Source organism: Streptomyces sp. NPDC096339, assembly GCF_044762985.1.
In the GTDB taxonomy this organism is placed as follows: domain Bacteria; phylum Actinomycetota; class Actinomycetes; order Streptomycetales; family Streptomycetaceae; genus Streptomyces.
On the sequence record NZ_JBIWFI010000007.1, the window covers coordinates 88,473 to 109,296 of the forward strand.

19 protein-coding genes are annotated in these 20,824 nt (G+C 73.2%); 10 read left to right on the plus strand and 9 right to left on the minus strand.

Features of this window, described 5'->3' with window-relative positions; translation table 11 throughout:
- Positions 1-211 precede the first annotated feature (211 nt).
- The 4 genes from ACIQ5Y_RS12885 to ACIQ5Y_RS12900 all read left to right on the plus strand — a co-directional run bounded on the left by ACIQ5Y_RS12885 (position 212) and on the right by ACIQ5Y_RS12900 (position 3,195).
- Positions 212-760 (plus strand): DUF5134 domain-containing protein, encoded by a 549-nt coding sequence (locus tag ACIQ5Y_RS12885; protein WP_403879013.1) that lies wholly within the window; start codon positions 212-214, stop codon positions 758-760.
- 80 nt (positions 761-840) lie between these two features.
- Positions 841-1,779 (plus strand): M56 family metallopeptidase, encoded by a 939-nt coding sequence (locus tag ACIQ5Y_RS12890; RefSeq protein ID WP_403879015.1) that lies wholly within the window; start codon positions 841-843, stop codon positions 1,777-1,779.
- Between the two features lie 44 nt (positions 1,780-1,823).
- Positions 1,824-2,471, plus strand: coding sequence for a phosphatase PAP2 family protein (locus tag ACIQ5Y_RS12895; RefSeq protein ID WP_403879017.1), 648 nt, complete (start codon positions 1,824-1,826; stop codon positions 2,469-2,471).
- Positions 2,472-2,574: 103 nt separating this feature from the next.
- Positions 2,575-3,195: a TetR/AcrR family transcriptional regulator gene (locus tag ACIQ5Y_RS12900; RefSeq protein ID WP_403879019.1), complete on the plus strand. Its 621-nt coding sequence runs from the start codon at positions 2,575-2,577 to the stop codon at positions 3,193-3,195.
- A gap of 10 nt (positions 3,196-3,205) precedes the next feature.
- On the opposite strand, the gene ACIQ5Y_RS12905 is transcribed toward ACIQ5Y_RS12900, so the two are convergent.
- On the minus strand, positions 3,206-4,654 hold the full coding sequence (locus ACIQ5Y_RS12905) for an LVIVD repeat-containing protein (RefSeq protein WP_403879021.1): 1,449 nt from the start codon (positions 4,652-4,654) through the stop codon (positions 3,206-3,208).
- A gap of 117 nt (positions 4,655-4,771) precedes the next feature.
- On the opposite strand from ACIQ5Y_RS12905, the gene ACIQ5Y_RS12910 reads away from it, so the two are divergent.
- Genes ACIQ5Y_RS12910 through ACIQ5Y_RS12920 form a run of 3 tightly spaced genes read left to right on the plus strand, consistent with a single transcriptional unit; the run spans position 4,772 to position 7,317 of the window.
- Complete coding sequence (locus ACIQ5Y_RS12910) at positions 4,772-5,458, plus strand: DUF305 domain-containing protein (protein WP_403879023.1); 687 nt, start codon at positions 4,772-4,774, stop codon at positions 5,456-5,458.
- A 52-nt stretch (positions 5,459-5,510) separates the two neighbouring features.
- Complete coding sequence (locus ACIQ5Y_RS12915) at positions 5,511-6,869, plus strand: FAD-dependent oxidoreductase (protein ID WP_403879025.1); 1,359 nt, start codon at positions 5,511-5,513, stop codon at positions 6,867-6,869.
- A 40-nt stretch (positions 6,870-6,909) separates the two neighbouring features.
- Positions 6,910-7,317: a hypothetical protein gene (locus tag ACIQ5Y_RS12920; RefSeq protein ID WP_403879027.1), complete on the plus strand. Its 408-nt coding sequence runs from the start codon at positions 6,910-6,912 to the stop codon at positions 7,315-7,317.
- Between the two features lie 26 nt (positions 7,318-7,343).
- On the opposite strand, the gene ACIQ5Y_RS12925 is transcribed toward ACIQ5Y_RS12920, so the two are convergent.
- The 3 genes from ACIQ5Y_RS12925 to ACIQ5Y_RS12935 all read right to left on the minus strand — a co-directional run bounded on the left by ACIQ5Y_RS12925 (position 7,344) and on the right by ACIQ5Y_RS12935 (position 10,331).
- Positions 7,344-7,706: an ArsR/SmtB family transcription factor gene (locus tag ACIQ5Y_RS12925; protein ID WP_403879234.1), complete on the minus strand. Its 363-nt coding sequence runs from the start codon at positions 7,704-7,706 to the stop codon at positions 7,344-7,346.
- A gap of 67 nt (positions 7,707-7,773) precedes the next feature.
- Positions 7,774-8,892: an NADH:flavin oxidoreductase/NADH oxidase gene (locus ACIQ5Y_RS12930; RefSeq protein ID WP_403879029.1), complete on the minus strand. Its 1,119-nt coding sequence runs from the start codon at positions 8,890-8,892 to the stop codon at positions 7,774-7,776.
- Positions 8,893-8,972: 80 nt separating this feature from the next.
- Positions 8,973-10,331: a wax ester/triacylglycerol synthase family O-acyltransferase gene (locus ACIQ5Y_RS12935; protein WP_403879031.1), complete on the minus strand. Its 1,359-nt coding sequence runs from the start codon at positions 10,329-10,331 to the stop codon at positions 8,973-8,975.
- A gap of 229 nt (positions 10,332-10,560) precedes the next feature.
- On the opposite strand from ACIQ5Y_RS12935, the gene ACIQ5Y_RS12940 reads away from it, so the two are divergent.
- Positions 10,561-11,652 carry a WD40/YVTN/BNR-like repeat-containing protein gene (locus tag ACIQ5Y_RS12940; protein WP_403879033.1) on the plus strand — a complete coding sequence of 364 codons (1,092 nt, stop codon included), beginning with the start codon at positions 10,561-10,563 and terminating at the stop codon, positions 11,650-11,652.
- 56 nt (positions 11,653-11,708) lie between these two features.
- Here the strand turns inward: ACIQ5Y_RS12940 and ACIQ5Y_RS12945 are convergent, their stop codons facing one another.
- Positions 11,709-13,307, minus strand: coding sequence for a von Willebrand factor type A domain-containing protein (locus ACIQ5Y_RS12945; protein WP_403879035.1), 1,599 nt, complete (start codon positions 13,305-13,307; stop codon positions 11,709-11,711).
- 174 nt (positions 13,308-13,481) lie between these two features.
- Positions 13,482-14,159 (minus strand): uracil-DNA glycosylase, encoded by a 678-nt coding sequence (locus tag ACIQ5Y_RS12950; protein WP_403879036.1) that lies wholly within the window; start codon positions 14,157-14,159, stop codon positions 13,482-13,484.
- A 187-nt stretch (positions 14,160-14,346) separates the two neighbouring features.
- Here ACIQ5Y_RS12950 and ACIQ5Y_RS12955 point away from each other — a divergent pair, with 187 nt between their 5' ends.
- Positions 14,347-15,261: a sirohydrochlorin chelatase gene (locus tag ACIQ5Y_RS12955; protein ID WP_403879038.1), complete on the plus strand. Its 915-nt coding sequence runs from the start codon at positions 14,347-14,349 to the stop codon at positions 15,259-15,261.
- Between the two features lie 87 nt (positions 15,262-15,348).
- Here the strand turns inward: ACIQ5Y_RS12955 and ACIQ5Y_RS12960 are convergent, their stop codons facing one another.
- The 3 genes from ACIQ5Y_RS12960 to ACIQ5Y_RS12970 all read right to left on the minus strand — a co-directional run bounded on the left by ACIQ5Y_RS12960 (position 15,349) and on the right by ACIQ5Y_RS12970 (position 18,382).
- Positions 15,349-16,434 (minus strand): lactonase family protein, encoded by a 1,086-nt coding sequence (locus tag ACIQ5Y_RS12960; protein WP_403879040.1) that lies wholly within the window; start codon positions 16,432-16,434, stop codon positions 15,349-15,351.
- 47 nt (positions 16,435-16,481) lie between these two features.
- The gene (locus ACIQ5Y_RS12965) at positions 16,482-17,618 is read right to left on the minus strand and encodes a nitric oxide synthase oxygenase (RefSeq protein ID WP_403879041.1); all 1,137 of its coding nucleotides are present in this window, start codon (positions 17,616-17,618) and stop codon (positions 16,482-16,484) included.
- Positions 17,619-17,800: 182 nt separating this feature from the next.
- Positions 17,801-18,382 carry a GNAT family N-acetyltransferase gene (locus tag ACIQ5Y_RS12970; protein ID WP_403879043.1) on the minus strand — a complete coding sequence of 194 codons (582 nt, stop codon included), beginning with the start codon at positions 18,380-18,382 and terminating at the stop codon, positions 17,801-17,803.
- 141 nt (positions 18,383-18,523) lie between these two features.
- On the opposite strand from ACIQ5Y_RS12970, the gene ACIQ5Y_RS12975 reads away from it, so the two are divergent.
- Entirely contained in the window at positions 18,524-20,824 is a 2,301-nt protein-coding gene (locus ACIQ5Y_RS12975) for a HelD family protein (protein WP_403879045.1), read from the plus strand.

A 20,824-nucleotide genomic window follows, 5' to 3' on the forward strand; every position in this document is an offset into this window, starting at 1 on the left:
CTCCGTTCTGTACGACGTGCTGTACGGCGATCTGTGCTGCGTTCTGTACGACGTTCATGCGATGGCATATGACATGCCGGTCAGTGCACCGAGAGCCTAACCCGGGACCGCGTGAGGATGCCGTGAAGCGGGAATCCCTTCCCCTGACCGTCTCTTCGGTGACGCCGGAGAGCGCCGACATCCCGGGGGCCCCGCCGTGCACGGTTCCGCCATGTCCCTCTCCGCATCCGTCTCCGCGTGGCTGCTGGTGCTCCTGTGCGCGGTGAGCGGCGCGTACTGCCTGGGACGGGTGCGCAGAGCGGGCGGCGCCGCGGCCGGGGAAGCCGTGATGGGCTTCGGCATGGCGTTGATGGCGGTTCCGCTCGGGCACGGCGACGGGTGGCAGGCCACGGCCCTGGGGCTGGTGTTCTGCGCCACGGCCCTGCACGCCGTGTGGCTGCTGCGCGAGGGGGCGCACCACGCCCACCACCTGGTGGGCTCGCTGACGATGGTCTACATGGCGGTGGCGGCCGGGTACGGATCCGGGCACGGCGGCGGGCTCCCGCTGCTGACCGGGGTGCTGCTCCTCTACTACGCGGGCTACGTGGTCCTCGGCGGGGCGCGCCTGATCACGGCGGGCACCACGGCGGGCGCCACGATCCGGCACCCGGCCGGTGCCGCGACCGCGAGGCCGGCCGGCCCGGCGGGGTCCGCCGAGCTGACCCGGGCCTGCCGACTGGCCATGGGAATGGGGATGTTGGCCATGCTGCTCGCCATGTGAGGGTGCGGGCCCACGTGTCCTGCGTCACCAATGTCCCGAGGCCGTACCCGCAGGTAGCCACGGCTCATAGGGTGAAGACCATGATGGTCCCCGCCGCACTGCTGCTGCTCGGCGCCCTGACCGCGGTGCTCGCTCCCCGCCTGCTGGCCCGGGCCCGATGGCCCGAACGAGAACCGGTCGTCGCCCTGTGGGTGTGGCAGTGCGTGGTCGGCGCGGTGCTGCTGTGCTTCGGGCTGTCAATGCTGCTGAGTGCGGCGGCCGCCTGGCAGGCGGTCCGGGGTTGGCTCTTCGCCTCCGCCCCGCACGGGGTGGCCGACGCCTACGCCCTCGGCTCCTCCGGCGGCCCCTGGGCTGCCGGTACGGCGCTCGCGCTGGCGGGAGGCGCCCTGTGGACGGGGGCGATGCTGACGCGGGAGGTGCTGCGGGCTCGGGCCCGGCGGCGCGCGCAGGACAGCCAACTGCTGGTGCGGGCCCCGCTGCTGCCCGGGGAGGACCCGGTGGGCGCTCGGCTCGTCGTACTGGAGGGCCCGCGGCCGGACGCGTGGTGGCTGCCGGGGCCGGCGCCGCGGCTGGTGGTGACGACGGCGGCGCTCGGGCGGCTGAAGGGGAGCCAGCTGGACGCCGTACTGGCGCACGAGCAGAGCCACACGGCGGCCCGGCACGACTGGCTGCTGCACTGCTCGCGGGCACTGTCCGGGGGGTTCCCGCAGGTGCCGGTCTTCGCGGCGTTCGAGGCGGAGATGCACCTCCTCGTCGAGCTGGCCGCCGACGACGCGGCCTCCCGTCGCTACGGGCGGCTCACGGTGGCGCTGGCGCTGGTCGGGCTGAACGAGGACCGGGGGGCGTTCGGGCCCGGCGCCACGCCCGACGCGCACGTCCATCAGCGGGTGCGGCGGCTGCTGACGGCCGAACCCCGCCTGCCCGCCGGCCGCAGGCTCCGGCTGACGGCACTGGCCACGCTGCTCCCGGCGGTACCGCTGCTCGTCGCCTTCGTACCGGGGCTGACCGCGCTGGCCTGAGGCGTTGAGGACCCCCGGCGTGCGCGGGTGCGAGGATCACCCGCATGCGGAACGATCACTTGCGATGGGCGGGCATCGGCTGCGCGCTGCTCGCGGCAACGCTGACGGTGCTGGTGGTGCTCGAGTGGCCGCCGCTCCTGGCCCTCGACGAGCAGGTCGCGCGGGACCTGCACGCCCATGCCGTCACCCACCCCGGTGTCACCCGGCTGATGCTGGTGCTGACCGACTGGCTTTGGGACCCCTGGACCATGCGTGCGCTGGCCGCCCTCGCGTGTGCGTGGCTGTGGTGGCGCGGCGACCGGGAGCGCGCATGGCGGGTGGGCCTGGCGACGGTGGCGGCCGCGGCGGTGAACCAGGGGCTGAAGGCACTGGTGGGCCGGGAGCGGCCGGTGTGGCCGGACCCGGTGCACTCCTCGCAGTACGCGGCCTACCCGTCCGGGCATGCCATGACGGCCGCGGTGGTGTGCGGGCTGCTGCTGTGGCTGCTGCCCCGCTCGACGGCTCCGGCGGCGGTGGCGGCCGCCTGGGCGCTGGCCGTGGTGTCGGTGGCCGGGGTCGGATTCACCCGGATCTACCTGGGGGTGCACTGGCTGTCGGACGTGATCGGGGGCTGGCTGCTGGGCGTGGCCCTGGTGGCCCTCGCGGTGTGCCTGCCGGTCCGCCGGCCCGGGTCCGGCGCCGTCCTGCGGTGAAGGTGCGGGTGTGCCTGCCCTGGGCGATCCCCCGTGTCACCCAGAGCAGGCCGACCCGTGCGCTGAGTATATTGGCTCCGAGCCAGTCAACGCAGGAGTAAGCATGTCCCCGCGTAGCCCATCGGTCAATGAAGAATTGCGCAGACGTTCCCGGGAGCGGCTGCTGCAGGCCACGGTCGAGCTCGTCGCCGAACGCGGGTACGAGGCGACGACGCTCGGCGACATCGCGGACCGGGCGGGTGCGGCGCGCGGCCTGGTCTCGTACTACTTCCCGGGCAAACGGCAGTTGCTGCAGTCCGCCGTGCACCGGCTGATGCACCTCACCCTGCACGCGGCGCTGGAGCGGGAGCCGCGCAGCGACGACGGGCGGGAGCGGCTCGCGCGCGCGATCGACGCGATCCTCGGGCTGGCCCGGGACCGGCCGCTGCTGATGCGCACCCACATGGCGGGCATCCTCACGGCCGAGGGTTTCGTGCAGTGCCCGGAGCAGCAGCGACTGGCGGAGCTGCTGCGGGACACGGTCGCGCGGTACGGCTCGCGGGACGTGGACGCGGACTACCCGCTGCTGCGCGCACTGCTGATGGGTGCGGTGGTGGCGGTGCTGCTGCCGGGGGCGCCCATGCCGTCGGCGAGGCTGCGGGCGGAGCTGTTCCAGCGCTACGGTCTGGACTGGGAACTCGGTGTTCCGCCGGCCGGCGGGCCGCCCGGCGGAACGATTCGCTAGGTCACGGCCGTCAGTGGTACTCGGGCTGGCTCTGCACGTTGAGCCGGTCCAGCCAGACCCACTTCGCGCTCTCGGTGCGCCAGTCGTCGAGCCGCAGCACGTCCAGGCCCTTGGCGATGTCGTTCGAGTAGACGTGCCCGTTGTAGTAGTACGCCGACCAGGAGCCGCCCAGGCCGAGTTTGTCGGTCGTCAGGGGTCCGCGCTCGAAGTACGCGATCTCCTTGGGCCGTGCGGAGTCGGTGAACTCCCACACCGAGATCCCGCCCTGGTACCAGGCCTGCACCATGATGTCGCGGCCGCCGCCGACCGGGATCAGCGAGCCGTTGTGGGCCACGCAGTTCTCGGTGTCGGCCTGGTGGCGCGGGATCTTGTAGTAGCTGCGGAAGACGAGCTTGCGCTGGTCTCCGCTGCCGGTGATGTCGTAGATCCCGTCCGCTCCCCGGTTGGGACCGGTGGCCTCGTTGCAGGTGGCGGCGCCACCGCCGCCGAGCTCGTCGGTGAACACCACCTTGTTCGCCTGCTCGTTGAAGGTGGCCGAGTGCCAGAACGCGAAGTTGACGTTGTCCTGCACCCGGTCGATGACCCGCGGCTGCTCGGGCTTGCTGATGTCGAAGAGGATGCCGTCGCCCATGCAGGCTCCGGCGGCCAGGTTCTTCGAGGGCAGCACGGTGATGTCGTGGCAGCCGGTGGTCTTGGAGACGCCGGGGTTGGTGGGTGCGCCCGGGTTGCCGCCGTCGGGGAAGAGGACCGGGAAGGCGACGACCGCGGCCTGGGTCGGCGCCTTCTTCGGGACCTTCACCACCGAGATCCCGTCGTGCGGCGGCTTGCAGTCGGGGAAGGCCTCGTTCGGGGAGTACGAGGCGACGTAGAGGTAGATGTCACGGCCGCTCGGCACCAGGGTGTGGGTGTGGGAACCGCAGGCCGTCTCGACGGACTTGATGTACTTGGGGTTCTTCTTGTCCTTGATGTCGAAGATCTTGATGCCCTCCCACGAGGACTTCTCCGTCGCGGGCTGCGAGACGCTGTTGCAGGAGTCGTCGCTGCGGGAGGAGTCGGTGGAGAGGAAGAGCAGGTCGCCGCTGACGGAGATGTCGTTCTGACCGCCGGGGCAGAAGACCTGGGTGACGGTCTTCGGGGCCTTCGGGTTGGCGATGTCGTAAATCGTGAAACCGTTGTAGTTGCCCGCGTAGGCGTACCTGCCCTGGAAGGCGATGTCCGAGTTGATCACCGCGGGGTCGGCCGAGGGGATGTTGGCCAGGGGCTTGATGTTGGCGCTGTGCACGATCTCGTCCTGCCCGGGGATCTCCCCGGGGGCGAGCTCCCGTCCGGCCGCGAGGCCCGCACCGCTGGGCTGGGTGCCGGTGCCCGGTGATAAGTCGCCCGGGTCGGGGGTGGCTGCCGCCGGTCCGGCGGCGAGGAGTGCGCTGAACAGCCCGGCCGCCAGGGCGACCGCTCCCATCCTCCCTTTTCGCACTCTCCTGTGGTGTAGCGAGGTCACTGTGCCCTCCCTTGGAAGTCCGGTCGATTCCGTTCGGGGTGGGAACGGAACCAGGACCCCGGCAGTATGGTCCTCCGCATGGACATGGCAACAGCCCCCCGTGGCCTCATGGCCTTATCGGTTCGGCTCCGCCGCTTCACCGGCGCGGCCGCCATCACAGGTCTCCTGCTCGTCCTCACCTCCTGCGACTCCGACGGCGGGACGGACAGCGCGCAGGACGGGCGGCCCGTGGTGATCGCGCCCGGCAGACCGGGCGAGGCGGCCCGGACGCTCACGCCCGAGCAGGCCGCGAAGGAGAAGCCCGACGACAGCCCGAACGCCGCCGACCACGCCTACGTGCGGAACATGATCGAGCACCACCGACAGGCCCTGACGATGAGCGCCCTGGCCCCGCAGCGGGCCTCGGCGGACGGGGTGCGGCGGCTGGCGGAGCGGATCACGGCCGCGCAGCAGCCCGAGATCGGGGCGATGGAGAAGTGGCTGGCCCTCCACCCGGCGCCGCCGGCGGCCCCCGGCGGGCACGCCCACGACCACTCCGCGATGCCCGGCATGGCGACCGAGCAGCAGCTGGCGGAACTGACCGCGGCCACGGGCACCGATTTCGACCGGCTCTTCCTGAAGCTGATGACCGCCCACCACGAGGGCGCGCTGAAGATGGCCGGCGAGGCCCTGGCCGGCGGCAACAACGTGGCGGTCGAGGAGATGGCCACCGAGGTGGTGGCCACCCAGACGGCCGAGATCCACCGGATGCGCGCGATGGGCTGACGGGCGGGAAGGCCGGTGTCATGCTGGGACCACCTGCGGGAGGAGCTCCGCCGTGCTTCGAATCGCCGTCGTCGGATCGGGCCCCAGCGGGGTCTACGCGGCCCAGACGCTGGTCCAGCAACGCGAGGTGCCCGGGGTGCTCGTCGACGTGCTGGACCGGCTGCCCGCACCGTACGGGCTCGTGCGGTACGGGGTCGCACCGGACCACGAGAAGATCAAGTCCCTCCAGGGCAGCCTGCGCACGGTGCTGGAGGACGAGCGGATCCGCTTCCTCGGCAACGTCGAAGTGGGCGGGCCCGCCCTGCCCACGCAGCGGCTGCTGGAGCTGTACCACGCGGTGGTCTACTGCGTGGGAGCCGCCCGGGACCGGCTGCTCGGGATCCCGGGCGAGGAACTGGCCGGGGTGCACTCCGCGACCGCGTTCGTTTCCTGGTACAGCGGGCACCCCGACGCGGTCGACGAGAGCTTCGGCCTGTCCGGGGTGGATTCGGCGGTGGTGGTCGGCGCGGGCAACGTCGCCGTGGACGTGACGCGGATCCTGGCCCGCGGCCCCGCCGAACTGGAGCCGACGGACATGCCGCAGCCGGCGCTCGGCGCGCTCGCGCGCAGCGGGGTGCGGCGGGTGGCGATGGTGGCCCGGCGGGGGCCTTCGCAGGGGAAGTTCACCACCAAGGAGCTGCGGGAGCTGGGCACGCTGCCGGGGGTGGACACGGTGGTCGACCCGGCCGAGCTGGCCATCGACCCGATGTACACGGACCCTGCCGCGGCCGCCGCCCTGCCCGCGGTCGCGCGGCGGAACCTGGAGGCTCTGCGCGGCTGGGCCGAGGCCGGGCCGGGCGGGTCCGAGCGCAGGATCGCGCTGCGGTTCTACCTGCGCCCGGCGGAGATCCTGGGCGGACCCGACGGCCGGGTCACCGGGATGCGCTTCGAGCGGACCGCCCCGGACGGGCGGGGCGGGGTGACCGGGACGGGCGTCTACGAGGACGTCGAGGCCCAATTGGTGCTGCGCTCCGTGGGATACAAGGGCGTTCCGCTCGCCGGGCTGCCCTTCGATCCGGCGAAGGGTACCGTCCCGCACGCGGCGGGGCGGGTCCTGCGCGCGGGCCGGGCCTCGGTCGGCGAGTACGTGGCGGGCTGGATCAAGCGCGGCCCGACGGGCGTGATCGGCACCAACCGCCCCTGCGCGAAGGAGTCCGCTTCCTCGCTGCTCCAGGACGCGGGCGTGCTGGCCCGGCGGGAGCTGTCGGGGGACCCCCTGGACGCGCTCCGGGCGGCCGGGCTGCACCCGGTGGAATGGCCGGGCTGGCTGGCCATCGAGGCGGCCGAGACGGACCTGGGCCGCTCCTTCGGCCGGGGATCGGTGAAGATCCCGGACTGGGCGGGCCTGTTGGGGGCGGCGGGCCTGGCATAGCGTGGTCCGGACGGCGCGCCGGATCAAGGGAGTTGTGCGGGTGGGACGCGGGATCGCTCTGATACTGACGGTGGTGGCCTGCGCCGCCGCCCTGACGGCATGCACGGACCCGGACCCACGGTCGCCGACCGGCCTCCTGGCCGGCCCCACGGCGACGAGCACGGCGGCGCCGCCGGAGGCCGCGGCGCTGGCCGACCGCTACCGGCAGGCCGGCGGGGACGCCGACGTGTACGGCATCGAGCCGAACTTCAAGCGGGAGGGCTATCCGCCGCACATCGTCGTCCACACCCGCAATCCGGATACGGGCAACGCCCTCTTCCAGAAGCAGGCGGCCTCGATCACCTCCTTCCTGACCGGCAAGGAGGGCCTCACCCTCGGCGGCGGCTACACGATGGACGTGTACGGCCCCGACGGCCGCCTGCTCCACCGCTGGGACGCCACGATCTAGTGCTGTGACCGGAAAGGTTCACCGGGTCACAGCACTGGAACGGCCTGGCCGATCCGCCCCGCCTCGGCCGCCGCCGCCGTCAGGACGGCGTCGAGCAGGCCGGGGAAGAGGGACTCCAGCTCCTCGCGCCGCAGGGCGTTGAGCTTCGTGGTGCCGCGGTAGGTCTGGCGTACGACACCGCTTTCGCGCAGCACGCGGAAGTGGTGCGTGGTCGTCGACTTGGTGACCGGCAGGTCGAAGTACGAGCAGGCCAGCTCCGCCGCCGAGGCGTCGAGGTCGCGGACGATGGACAGCCGGACCGGGTCGGAGAGCGCGTGCAGCACGCCCTCCAGGCGGATCTCCGCCGCCTCGGGGTGGTCGAGGGTGCGGGCCGCGTCCCGTTCCGTCATGTCCTTGGCTCCGCTCACTCGGGTTGCTCTGCCCGCCATCGTACGAGAACCATCGTATGACCGGCGTTCACCAGGAGCGGTGGTACTGGTCGGGGGTGCGCGGCTCCCCGCCCAGTTCGGCGGCCGCGCGGCGGGCCCAGTACGGGTCGCGGAGGAGTTCGCGGCCCAGCAGGATCGCGTCGGCCTCGCCGTTCGCGAGGATCTTCTCCGCCTGCTCCGGTTCGGTGATCAGGCCGACGGCCGCCACCGGCAGGGAGGTCTCCGCCTTGACCCGGGCCGCGAAGGGCACCTGGTAACCCGGTCCGAGGGGGATCGTGACCCCGGGGGCGAGGCCGCCGGTGGAGACGTCGAGGAGGTCCACTCCGTGCTCGTGGAGGAGGGCGGCCAGCCGGACCGTCTCGTCGGCCGTCCAGCCGTTCTCCTCCAGCCAGTCGGTGGCGGAGATCCGGAAGAACAGCGGGAGTTCCTCGGGCCACACCGCCCGCACGGCGTCCACGACCTCGAGGGCGAGGCGGGTGCGGTTCTCGAAGGAGCCGCCGTAAGCGTCGGTGCGCTCGTTGCTGTGCGGGGAGAGGAACTCGCCGATGAGGTAGCCGTGTGCGCCGTGGATTTCCAGGACCTCGTAGCCCGCGTCCAGCGCGCGCCCGGCGGCGGCAGCGAACTTCTGCGTGATGTCGGCGATCTCATCGAGCGTCAGCTCGTGCGGCACCGGGTGGCCCTCGGCGAACGGGACCGCGCTCGGGGCGACCGGCTGCCAGCCGTGCGCCTCCGGTCCCACCGGGGCGCCGCCCTTCCAGGTGCGGTCGGTGGACGCCTTGCGGCCGGCGTGCGCGATCTGGATGCCGGGGACCGAGCCCTGGGCCTTGACGAAGGCGGTGATCCGGCGCAGCGCCTCGACCTGGGTGTCGTTCCAGATGCCGAGGTCGTAGGGGGTGATCCGGCCTTCCGGGGAGACCGCGGTGGCCTCCTGGATGATCAGGCCGGTGCCGCCGACGGCGCGGGCCGCGTAGTGCGCGAAGTGCCACTCGCCCGCCACGCCCGCGTTCGGGCCGAAGGCCTCGGCGCTGTACTGGCACATGGGGGCCATCCACACGCGGTTGGGGATGGTGACCGAGCGGAGGGTGTGCGGTGCGAACAGGGCGGCGAAAGCGGCGGGGGCGGCAGGGGCGGCGGAGGCAGCACTCATCAGGGATCTCCAGATGTCACCGGGCGCGCCGGGGATCGGCGGCTAAGTACGAGAGACACCGTACTACGAAATCTCTCGTACTACGAGACCTGTCGTACAAGCTCGTCCAGCTCCGCACGGAGCGCCCCGGCCAGGGCCTCCAGGTCCGGGACCGCGGCCGCGTCGCCGACCAGGCCGTAGTGGACCGTGCCCTGGTAGGTGGAGACCGCGACGGCCAGGGACTGGCCGCAGGCCAGCGGGGCGAGCGGGTAGACCTCGCGGACCCGGCTCCCGCCGAGGGTGAAGGTGAGACCGGGCAGCGGGACGCTCGTGACCAGGATGTCGAAGAGCAGCCGGGCCGCCTGGGCGACGAGCGGGCCACCGAGCCGGTGGCCCAGCGGGTGGACGTGGTCGGCGAGCAGCGCCACCGCCCCGGCGCCGCGCGCGGGGCCCGCGTCCTTGTTTCGGTCCATGCCGGTGCGTACGGAGTCCAGGCGGCGCAGCGGGTCGGCCTCGGAGAGCGGGAGCCGCAGGAGGTAGCCGGAGAGCCGGTTCCCGCCGCCGGTCCCGGGCCGGCCCCGACGGGACACGGGGATCAGGGCGCGCGGGCCCGGCCCCTGCGGCGCGGGCTCGCCGCGCCCGGCCAGCCAGCGCCGGAGCGCGCCGGCGACCAGGGCGATCAGCACGTCGTTGACGGTGCCGCCGGCGCCCTTGCGGACCAGGTTGACCTCGTCCAGGTCGAGCGCGAGGCCCGCGACGGTACGGGTACCCGCGCTCTCGGGGCCGGCGACGAGGGCCGCGGGGACCCCGAGGGGCAGGCCGGAGCGGGCCACGGCGGCGCCGATCTCCAGGGCCTGGCCGACGTCCTGGACCCGGGCCGCCAGGGCGCCGGGGAGCCTGCGCAGGGCGGAGCCGACCCGCTGCTCGGGCACCGGAGGCGCGGGAGTGCGTACGGCGTGCTCCTGGTCGAACCCGTCGAACAGGGAGGCCGCCAGGGCGAGGGCGCCCATGCCGTCGGCGAGGGCGTGGTGGAACTTGAAGAGCACCGCGAAGCGCTCCGGGTCGGGCCCGGCCAGCACGTGGGCCTCCCACGGCGGCAGGTCCCGGTCCAGCGGGCGCGCCATGAGCGGACCGGCGGCGGTGTGCGGGTCGGCGCAGTCCGTCCGTACGAGGAACACGTGGCGCGCGGGGTCGAAACCGGGGTCCGGCGACCAGGCGGCCGCGCCGACCGGCAGCAGCACGTCGCGGATCCGGCGGCGCAGGCCCGGCACGGCCGCGCAGCGGGCGGCGAGCAGCGCGGACGCGAACTCGGCGGCGGACTCGGCCTCGGAGTCGTCGGCGGCGGATCCGAGGGGGCCGGCCGCCTCGAAGACGGCCAGCGCGCCGAGGTGCATGGGGTGGGCGGCGGATTCGATCCGCCAGAAGGCGAGGTCGAGCGGGGAGAGGTGCTCGGTGACCACGTACGTCCTCTCGCGGGTGGCGGTGATGGCCTGAAGTCAACCCATTACAAACACCTACATGCAAGTAGCAATGATTTCCTGTCGGTAAACGATCAGTATCGATCAGCTAATCCGGACCCCGGGCCGCCCGCGGGGCCACTGTCAGTGGACGGGTGCAGACTGGCCGGAAAGAACCGGAAATGCACCGGGAAGAAGCGCAAGAAGAGGTCCGAGTCCGGAGGTGCCGGCCATGGCCGAGGTACTGCTGCTCGTGGGAACCCGCAAAGGACTGTTCATCGGTCGTCGCCGCGATGACGGTCCGTGGGAGTTCGACGGACCCCATTTCAACGCGGAGGCCATCTACGCGGTGGCCGTCGACCGGCGGGGCACGGCGCCCCGGCTGCTCGTCGGCGCGGACAGCTCCCACTGGGGGCCGTCCGTCTTCACCTCCGACGACCTCGGCGCGACCTGGCGGGAACCCGCGTCGCCCGCCGTGAAGTTCCCCAAGGACACCGGTGCCTCGCTGGAGCGGGTCTGGCAGCTCCAGCCGGCCGGCCCGGAGGCCCCCGACGTGGTCTATGCGGGGACGGAGCCCGCGGCCCTGTTCCGCTCCACCGACCGGGGCGAATCCTTCGAGCTGGTCCGCCCCTTGTGGGAGCACCCGAGCCGCGGGAAGTGGGTGCCGGGCGGGGGCGGTGAGGGCCTGCACACGGTGATCACCGACCCGCGCGACGCGGACACGGTGACCGTGGCCGTGTCCACCGCCGGGGTGTTCCGCACCGAGGACGGCGGGGCCAGCTGGTCCCCCTCCAACGAGGGGGTCTCGGCGGTGTTCCTGCCGGACCCGCACCCCGAGTTCGGCCAGTGCGTGCACAAGATCGCCCGGGACGCCGGGGACACGGACCGGCTGTACCTGCAGAACCACTGGGGGGTCTACCGCAGCGACGACGCGGGCGCCCGGTGGACGGACATCGGCGGCGGGCTGCCCTCGGACTTCGGCTTCGCGGTGGCCGCCCACCCGCACCGGGCGGACACCGCGTACGTCTTCCCCCTCAACGCCGACTCCGACCGCGTCCCCGCCGAGCACCGCTGCCGGGTCTTCCGGACCCGGGACGCGGGCGCCACGTGGGAGCCGCTCTCCAAGGGGTTGCCGGCCGGGGACCACTACGGCACGGTGCTGCGCGACGCCCTGTGCACGGACGACGCGGACCCGGCGGGGGTCTACTTCGGCAACCGCAACGGCGAGCTGTACGCCAGTCATGACGACGGCGAGAGCTGGCAGTTGCTCACCGAGCACCTGCCGGACGTCCTGTGCGTGCGGGCGGCCGTGGTGGCGGGGTAGGCCCCGGCGGGGGACCGTTCGCCACCGTTCGGACCGCCCGCCGGCGCGTCAGCCCGTCAGCCCGTCAGCCGCCCGGCCTGTCGTACGGCCTGCGACAGCTGCCGTACGGCGGGGTCCTCGGTACGGCCGGCCAACCGGTCCGCGTGCTCCGCGAGGCCGGCCAGCGAGACCGCGCCCGGCACCCGCTCCCAGCCGCCGCCCCGTTCGCGCAGCGCCGAGGCGAAGTACGCGGCCACCGCGCTGACCTGGAGGCGCGCCGGCGCCTCGGTCCACAGGTCCCCCGCCAGCGCGGCCGCCTCCACCCGGCCCGACTCCTCGTGCGGAGCCCGTGTGTTCGGGTCCAGCCAGCGCACCGTCGCCGTCGCCACGTGCCCGCCGGCGCCGGGGCGCAGCCGTACCGCGTACAGGGCGGTCACCGTGTGCCCGGAGCCGACCTCTCCCCCGTCCACGGTGTCGTCGCGGAACGCGTCGTCGGCGACCCGGCGGTCGTCGTAGCCGATCAGCCGGAACCGCTCGACGGTCGCCGGGTCGAAGGAGACCTGGGCCTTGGCGTCGCGCGCCCGCAGTTGCACCTGCGCCGGGAGGTCCTCGCAGAAGACCTTGCGGGCACCCTCGGTGTCGGAGACGTAGGTGGTGTGGCCGTCTCCCTTGTCGGCGAGCCGTTCCATGAAGGCGTCGTTGTACTCGCTGCCCACTCCCACCCCGAAGAGGGTGATCCCGTGCTCCGTCCGCGCCGAGGCGACCCGCTTCAGGATGGTGTCGGCGGAGGTGGAACCGGTGTTGGCGAGGGCGTCGGACAGCAGGACGACCCGGTTGGTGGCGCCGGGCCGCAGCCCCTTCACGGCCTCGTCGTACCCGCGCGTGACGCCCGCCTCCACATTGGTGGAATCGGCGGTGCGCAGTGCGTCGACCACCCCGTGGATCCGGTCGCGGTGGCCTTCGACCCGGGTCATGGGCAGCCGGGTCTGGGCGGTGGCGCTGAAGGTGACGACGGCGACCGAGTCGTCCTCGCGCAGCCGGTCGGTCATCAGGTTCATCGAGGTGCGGGCGAGGTCGAGGCGTCCGGGTTCGGCCATCGACCCGGAGACGTCCACGACGAAGGTGAGGGCGGCGGGCGGCCGCCGTTCCGCGTCCGCCCCGTCTCCCGCGGCCCGGGTGGCGAGGCCCACGCGGACCAGGGACCAGCTCGGGTCGGTGGTACGGGCCCCGTCGACGGTGACCGCGAAGCCGTCGCCGTCGGGCTGCCGGTAGTCCTGGCGGAAGCTGTTGACGAACTCCTCGGGGCGCACGTTCGCGGCGTCGGGCAGCCGGCCTTCGGCGAGGGTGCGGCGGGCGTAGCCGTAGCTCGCGGTGTCCACGTCGAGCGCGAAGGTCGAGAGGTAGTCCGCGGGCGGCTTCGTCGCGCTCCGCCCGTCGCTCTCGCCCTCCGGGGCGCCCCCGCCGGGGAACGAGGCGGCGGGCCTCGGCCGGGAGTCCGCGCCGTTCGCGGCCCGATCGATGGGCCGGTTCTCGCCGCCGTATCCGCACCCGGCCAGCAGGACGCCGCCCGCGGCGAGCGCGGCGATCAGCCGGCCGCGGGGTCTCCTGCGGGCCGTGCCGGCCGTGCCGGCTGTTCGGGACGTGCGGGACGTGCGGTCATCCTGATGAGGCGTCATGCCGTCTCCCTCGGAGCGTCGTCGGTGTTGAATCTGACGCGCGGGAAGGGGCGTTGGAGCCTTCGGAGGGATTGCGAACGGGTATCGAAGCGACAACGGCATGCGGAATGTCAAGGTCGGATGTCGATTGCGGCGACATCCCGCATCGACCGGGCCCCCCGGGTTCGGGGTCCGCTAGGGCAGGCGCCAGTCGACCGGCTGGGCTCCCTGGCGGGCCAGCAGGTCGTTGGTCCGGCTGAACGGCCGCGATCCGAAGAAACCGCGGTCCGCCGACATCGGCGACGGGTGGGCGGACTCGATCGCCGGGAAGTCCTGGAGGAACGGCCGCAGGTTGCGGGCGTCACGCCCCCACAGCACGGACACCAGCGGCTTGCCGCGGGCGGCGAGCGCGCGGATGGCCTGCTCGGTCACTTCCTCCCACCCCTTGCCCCGGTGGGCCCCGGGGTTGCGGGGCGCGGTGGTGAGCGCCCTGTTGAGGAGCAGCACGCCCTGCCGGGTCCACGGCGTCAGGTCGCCGTTGGAGGGCCTGGGCAGTCCGAGGTCGGTGTTCAGCTCGCGGAAGATGTTCTCCAGGCTCCCCGGCAGCCGGCGCACGTCGGGTGCGACGGCGAAGCTGTGGCCGATGGCCATACCCGGGGTCGGGTAGGGGTCCTGTCCCACGATCAGGACGCGCACCTCGTCGAAGGGCTGTTGGAAGGCGCGCAGGACGTTCGCCCCGGCCGGAAGGTACGTACGACCTGCGGCGATCTCGGCGCGCAGGAAGTCGCCCATGGCTGCGATGCGGCCGGCCACGGGGCTCAGCGCCTCGGCCCAGCCGGGCTCGACGAGTTGGTTCAACGGGAGAGCTGCCACAAAGGATCACTCTACTGGCGCAGCCGCCCCGTTCCCGAACCCGGGCGACGGGATAAAGTACGACCGCTCGGTTTTCGGCTCCGGTGGGCTGACCGTATCTGATATTCCTCGGATAAATACGGACAGATGCCGCCCTGACAGGCCCTCCCGAACACCAGGTTCCGATAAGCCAGTAGCATGCGGCGCCATGAGCTCCCCCACTGGGCCCGACAATGGCCTGCCCGTACGAATGCCGCGACCCCGCCAGACCGGACGGCACCGCCGGCCCGAGCCCGCGGCGGCGCCAGAGGGCGCGCCCGCGCTGGTGCTCGCCGTGCCGGGTACCCCGTCGGCCGCCTCGCGGGGGCTGGCGGAAGAGATCATCAGCATCGGCCGTTCCGAGCTGCCGGGCCTGGACGCCCGCATCGGCTTCCTGGACGGTGACGACGAGTCCGAGTTCCCCTCGCTGTCCGGTGTGCTGACGGCCGTCGCGACCGAGCGTGCCGAGCGCGCCGAGTTCGCCCGTGCCGCCGGTCACGAGGTGCCCGCGCCGACCGGCCCGGACGCCGTGGTCGTGCCGCTGCTCGCCGGCCCGGACGGCGATCTGCTGCGCCGGATCCGCCAGGCGCTGATGGACTCCTCGGCCGCCGCCGAGCTGGCCGACGTACTCGGCCCGCACCCGCTGCTCGCCGAGGGCCTGCACGTGCGGCTCTCCGAGGCGGGGCTGGCCCGCGCCGACCGCGCGCGGCTCTTCACCGTGACCACCGCCGCCGACGGCATCGTGCTGGCCACCACCGGTGGCGAGGAGGCCGTCCAGGCCGCCGGCATCACCGGCATGCTGCTCGCCGCCCGCCTCGCGGTGCCGGTGAAGGCGGCCGCTCTCGACGAGGAGGGCTCGGTGGCCGCGGTCGCCGAGCAGCTGCGCCGCGAGGGTTCCACCCAGCTCGCGCTCGCCCCGTACCTGATCGGCCCGGAGGCCGCCGACGGGCTGCTGGACACCGCCTGCAAGGAGGCCGACTGCGCCACCGCCGAGGTGCTCGGTGCCTACGGGGCGCTCGGCAAGCTGGCCGTCGCCCAGTACTCCGCGGCGCTCGGGATCACCCTGGGCGCCCCCGTGCACTGACGGCGACCCGCACACGCGTGCGTGAGGCCCCGTTCCCCGATCGGCGCATGCCAGGGGGCGGGGCCTCGCGCACGAGCCGGACGGACCCTAGGCGAAGAGCACGCAGGTGGCGGCGGGGACGGGCAGTGAGCCGGCGCGGCGGGGCTGCCCGGTGGCCGGGTCCACGTCGAACCAGGTGACGTCCCCCGAGTGCTCGTTGGCCGCGTAGAGGCGGTCGCGCCAGACGTCGAGGGCGAGGTCGCGGGGCCAGCGGCCGCCGCAGTCCACCGCGCCCGCGCGCCGGGGCTCCTCGGCGCCGCCGGCGAGCGAGAACGTGACGAGGACGTCCGCGCCGCGTACGGCGACCCAGACGAAGCGGCCGTCCCGGGCGACCGCGATCGCGGAGGGATAGGCCCTGACGTCCCCCCGGCCCGCCTCCGGGACGGCCCCTGGGGCGGGCTCCAGGGCGATCGGAACCTCCGCGACCGGTTCCAGTGTGCCCGCCTCCGCGTCCCACCGGCAGACGGTCAGCAGCGGCCGCAGCTCGTTCACCACGTACGCCACCTCCCCGTCCGGGTGGAAGGCGAGGTGGCGCGGGCCGTTGCCGGGGGTCAGCGCGGTCTCGGAGTGCGGACGCAGCGTGCCGGTGTGCTCGTCCAGCGAGCAGACGCGCACGGAGTCGGTGCCCAGGTCCACGCTGAGCACCCAGTTGAGGCTCGGGTCGGCCAGCACGTGGTGGGCGTGCGGGCCTTCCTGGCGCGCGGGGTCCGGGCCCGATCCGCGGTGGTGCAGCACGTGCGGGGGCCCGGTCAGGGATCCGTCGTCGGCGATGGCGAGCGCCCCGACACCGCCGGAGGTGTAGTGGGCGGTGAGCAGCCACGGCCAGGCGACGTCGAGGTGGGTGGGGCCCGCGCCGCCCACCGGTACGGGGGCTCCGAGCAGCCGAAGCCCCCGGCCCTCCGCGACGAAGGCGCCGGCCGCTCCCTCGGCGCTCTCGCTCACCGCGTAGAGGACCCCCTCGTGCACACCCTCCACGAGGTACGAGGGGTCGGCCAGGACGTCGGTCGTGGAGAGCTCCGTCAGGGCTCCGGTCTCCGGGTCGAGGGCCGCGGTGGTGATGCCGCGCCCGCCCGACGAGGTGAACGAGCCGATGTAGACCCGGTGTTCCGCCGCGTCGGCCGTCCTGTCGCCCATGCCCGTGCCCTCCGTCGATCGGTCCCGAGCCGACCGTAACAGAAGGTCTAGACCAAGTCGCGCCCTTGTGCCCTTTCCTGTGCGCCGGGATGGTGGACGTACGCGGTGCTGCTCGGCCGGTCCTCGTAGGTGCGGTGGAAGACCGGGGTCGCGGAGCCGGAGATCGGCGGCACGATCCACGACCAGTCCGCGCCCACCTCGCGCCCCTTGCGCTCCTCCCGTTCCATGTGGGACAGGAAGCGCCGGGACTCGGTGTGGTGGTCGGCGATCGTGACGCCCGCGCGGTCGAAGGAGTGCAGCACCGCCCGGTTGAGCTCGACGAGCGCGCGGTCCTTCCACAGCGAGCGGTCGCTGCCGGTGTCCAGTCCGAGGCGGCGGGCGACGGCGGGCAACAGGTTGTAGCGGTCGATGTCGGCCAGGTTGCGGGCGCCGATCTCGGTGCCCATGTACCAGCCGTTGAACGGGGCCGCCGGGTAGTGGATGCCACCGATCTCCAGGCACATGTTGGAGATGGCGGGTACGGCGTGCCAGCGCAGCCCCCAGTCCGCCCAGCCGTCGCCCTCGGGGTGCTCGATCGGCACCTCCAGCACGGCGTCCGCGGGGAGGTCGAACCAGCGGGGTTTGTCGTCGACCCCCTGGACCACGAGCGGGAGCGGGTCGAACGGGGTGCCGGCGCCGCCGGCCCAGCCGAGCCGCAGCAGGGCTTCGGTGAGCGGCGCGTTGCGGGCGTCGCCGACGGTTATCGACGGGTGGTCGCCGTAACCGGCGTAGCGGACGAGCTGCTCGCTCCAGATCAGCGGCCCGGGGCTCTGCGGGGTGTCCGGGGCGAAGACGGTGATGGTGGGCCGGACCCGGCCGCCGTTGGTGGCCTCGCGCAGGTGCTCGAAGCATTCGGAGGCGATCGCGTCGGCCTCGGTGAGACCCCGCCGGTCGCGGACCCGCAACGAGTTCCAGTAGAGCCGGCCTATGCATCGGTTGCTGTTGCGCCAGGCGACCCGGGCCCCGTGGACCAGTTCCGCGTGGGTGTGCCGGTAGGTGCCGGTCTCCGCGAGCTCGGCCCGCACCTCGGCGAGCCGGGCGCGGGGGTCACCCGCGTCGGCGTGCTCCCTGTGGAAGAGTCGGATGAACTCCTCGGCCGCTTCCCACACCTGAGCGGTGGTGGAGCGCTGTTGAAGAATTTCCATTCCGGGCGGTTACCCCCTGTCCGACCAGATCCACCCTGTACATGCCGGATGAATGTGCAATAAACAATCACCCTTTGTACATGCCGCAGGTCAGCGGCGTGTGGCAGGCGCGCCCGGAACACTCCTCCGTGTGTTCTTCGACGATCGGGCTGCGGGGCGGAACCGATGGGGCGTACGATTCGTCAACCGCAGGGCCTGGCCATGAAAAGCGCCCGTTCGCCGGCCGCGGGCGTGCCCCCGTACAGCGTGGTGTCGAGACCGCACAGGACGAACCCCATGCGCCGATAGGCGTGCACCGCCGGGGCGTTGACGGAGCTGACCTCCAACCACAGGTGCTCGGCGCCCCGTTCGCGGGCGAACTCCGCCGCGCACTCCATCAGCGCCCGCCCGATGCCCCGTCCCCGGCGGTCCGGCGCGACCTCGATGTCCTCGATGGTCAGCCGCCGGTTCCAGGCGGCATAGCCGGCGGCGACGAACCCGCACACGCGCTCGCCGTCGAGGGCCACGTACGTACGCCCGTCCGCGTCGGCGCCCGAGCCGCGGCCGAGCCCCTGCTCGTCGTGCTCCTCGGGCGGGAACTCCTTGTACACCGGCGGGTCCGCGGGGACCTCGCGGAGGACGAAGCCGAGGCCCCCTTCGGCGGGGCCGACCTCGAAGACCGTGGCGGTGGTGAAGGAGCCGTCCAGCGCTTCGATGGCGCCCGCGTCCTGGGGTCGGGCGGGGCGGTAGACGATGCCGTCGGCGGAGCCGTGTGCGATGGTCATGAGATCCACGGTACGCAAAAAATCCCCCGGCCGAATTCGCTGCCGAGGGAGAGGAGGGCGTATATTGATTGATTCACGCCTTGCCTGAAAACAACAGCGTGGACAACCTTACGAGGACACTGTAGCGCGGTGGGAGTGCAATTGTCAACCGAGGAATTCCGGAAAGAGCAGCAATTCGTCACGGACCTCTATCGGCGCCTCGACGACCTGCGTGACCAGGCAGAACACGCCGTGGCAGGGGCATTGCGCGAGGTCGGGAACGGGGCCCAGGCCCGGCTGGAGCGCGATGTTCTGGTCGCCGAGCAGTCCGGTCTGCTGTCCGCTCTGAATGCCGGGGAGAACGGTCTCTGTTTCGGCCGTCTGGAGTTCTCCGACGGCCGTGACCACCACATCGGAAGGATCGGAATCCGGGCAGACGACGCGGAGCGCACACCGCTCGTCCTGGACTGGCGCGCCGACGTGGCCCGGCCCTTCTACCTCGCCACCGGCCACACCCCCATGGGGCTGCGGCGCCGCCGGCACATCAGCAGCCGGGGGCGGGTGGTCACCTCCCTGCACGACGAGATCCTCGACCTGACCGACACCGAGCGCACCGGCCACGAGGGCGCCGATGCCGACGCCGTGCTGCTCGCGGCGCTCGACGCCGCGCGGACCGGCCGGATGCACGACATCGTGCGCACCATCCAGGCCGAGCAGGACCGGATCATCCGCTCCACGCACCGCGGGGTGCTGGTGGTCGAGGGCGGGCCGGGCACCGGGAAGACGGCGGTCGCGCTGCACCGGGCCGCGTACCTGCTCTACGCCCACCGGGAGTTGCTGGCCAAGCGCGGTGTGCTGATCGTCGGCCCGGGCCCGGCCTTCCTCGGGTACATCGGCGGGGTGCTGCCCGCGCTCGGCGAGACGGGCGTCCTGCTCGCCACTCCGGGCGAACTGTTCCCCGGGGTGCACGCCACGGGAACCGACCGCCCCGGTGCCGCCGCCGTGAAGGGCCGGGCCGAGATGGCCGAGGTGCTGGCCCGGGTGGTCGCCGACCGGCAGTGCCTGCCGGAGACGCTGCCGGCGGACACCGGCGAGGAGTACGACGCCGTCCCCGAGCCCGCGCTGGAGATCGGCCACGACGACTACGGCACCCTGCTGCTGGACCGCACCATGGCCCACGAGGCCCGGGACCGGGCCCGCGCCACCGGACTGCCGCACAACCAGGCACGTCCCGCCTTCGCCTTCCCGATCATCGACGCGCTCACGGCGCAGCTCGCCGACCGGCTGGGCGCCGATCCGTACGGCGGCCCCAACCTGCTCGGTTCCGACGACATCGCCCAGCTCGGCAAGGAGATCGCGATGAGCCCCGCCGTGCACGCGGCGATCGACTCGCTGTGGCCCTCCCTCACCCCCCAGCAACTGGTCGCCGACTTCCTCGCGGAGCCGACGCACCTGCCCCCGCACGAGGCCGAGCTGATCCGGCGCGCGCCCTCGGCGAGGCCGGAGTGGACCCCGGCCGACGTTCCGCTGCTGGACGAGGCCGCCGAGCTGCTCGGCGAGGACGACTCCGCGCGACGGGCCGAGGAGGAGCGGGCGCGGGCGCGGCGCATCGCGTACGCGCAGGGGGTGCTGGACCTTTCGCAGGGCTCGGAGTCGTACGAGTTCGAGGACGAGGAGAACGAGTACCTCGCGGCGCACGACATCATCGACGCCGAACGGATGGCCGAGCGGTACGAGGAGGCCGACCACCGCAGCACGGCCGAACGGGCGGCGGCCGACCGCACCTGGGCCTTCGGGCACGTCATCGTCGACGAGGCGCAGGAGCTGTCGGAGATGGCCTGGCGGCTGCTGATGCGCCGCTGCCCGACCCGGTCGATGACCCTGGTCGGCGATCCCGCGCAGACCGCGGAGGAGGCGGGCTGCGGTTCCTGGGAGCGGATCCTCTCCCCGTACGTGGGCGGGCGCTGGGAACTGGTGCGGCTGGGGGTCAACTACCGTACGCCCGCCGAGATCATGGAGGTGGCGGCGGCCGTGCTCCGCGAGCGGGACCCCGGCTTCCGGCCGCCGAGTTCCGTACGGTCCACCGGAGTACGGCCCTGGGCGCGCGCCGCGGCGGAGCTGCCCAGGGCGCTCGCGCGGGCCGTGGAGGCGGAGCGGCCCGCGGAGGGCCGGCTCGCGGTGATCGCCCCACGGGCGCTGCACGCGGAGCTGGCGTCCGCGCTGCCGGGGGTACGGGCGGGCGCAGCGCCGGATCTGGCCCAGGAGGTGGTCCTGCTGGACCCGCGCCAGGCCAAGGGGCTGGAGTTCGACACGGTGATCGTGGTGGAACCGGCCGACTTCCAGCCCAGCGACCTGTACGTGGCCCTGACCCGCGCCACGCAGTCCCTCGGAGTCCTGCACGGCCCCGGTCGGCTCCCGGCGGGGCTGCACGGGCTCCGGTCCGGCGAGCTCGCGGAGGGCTGA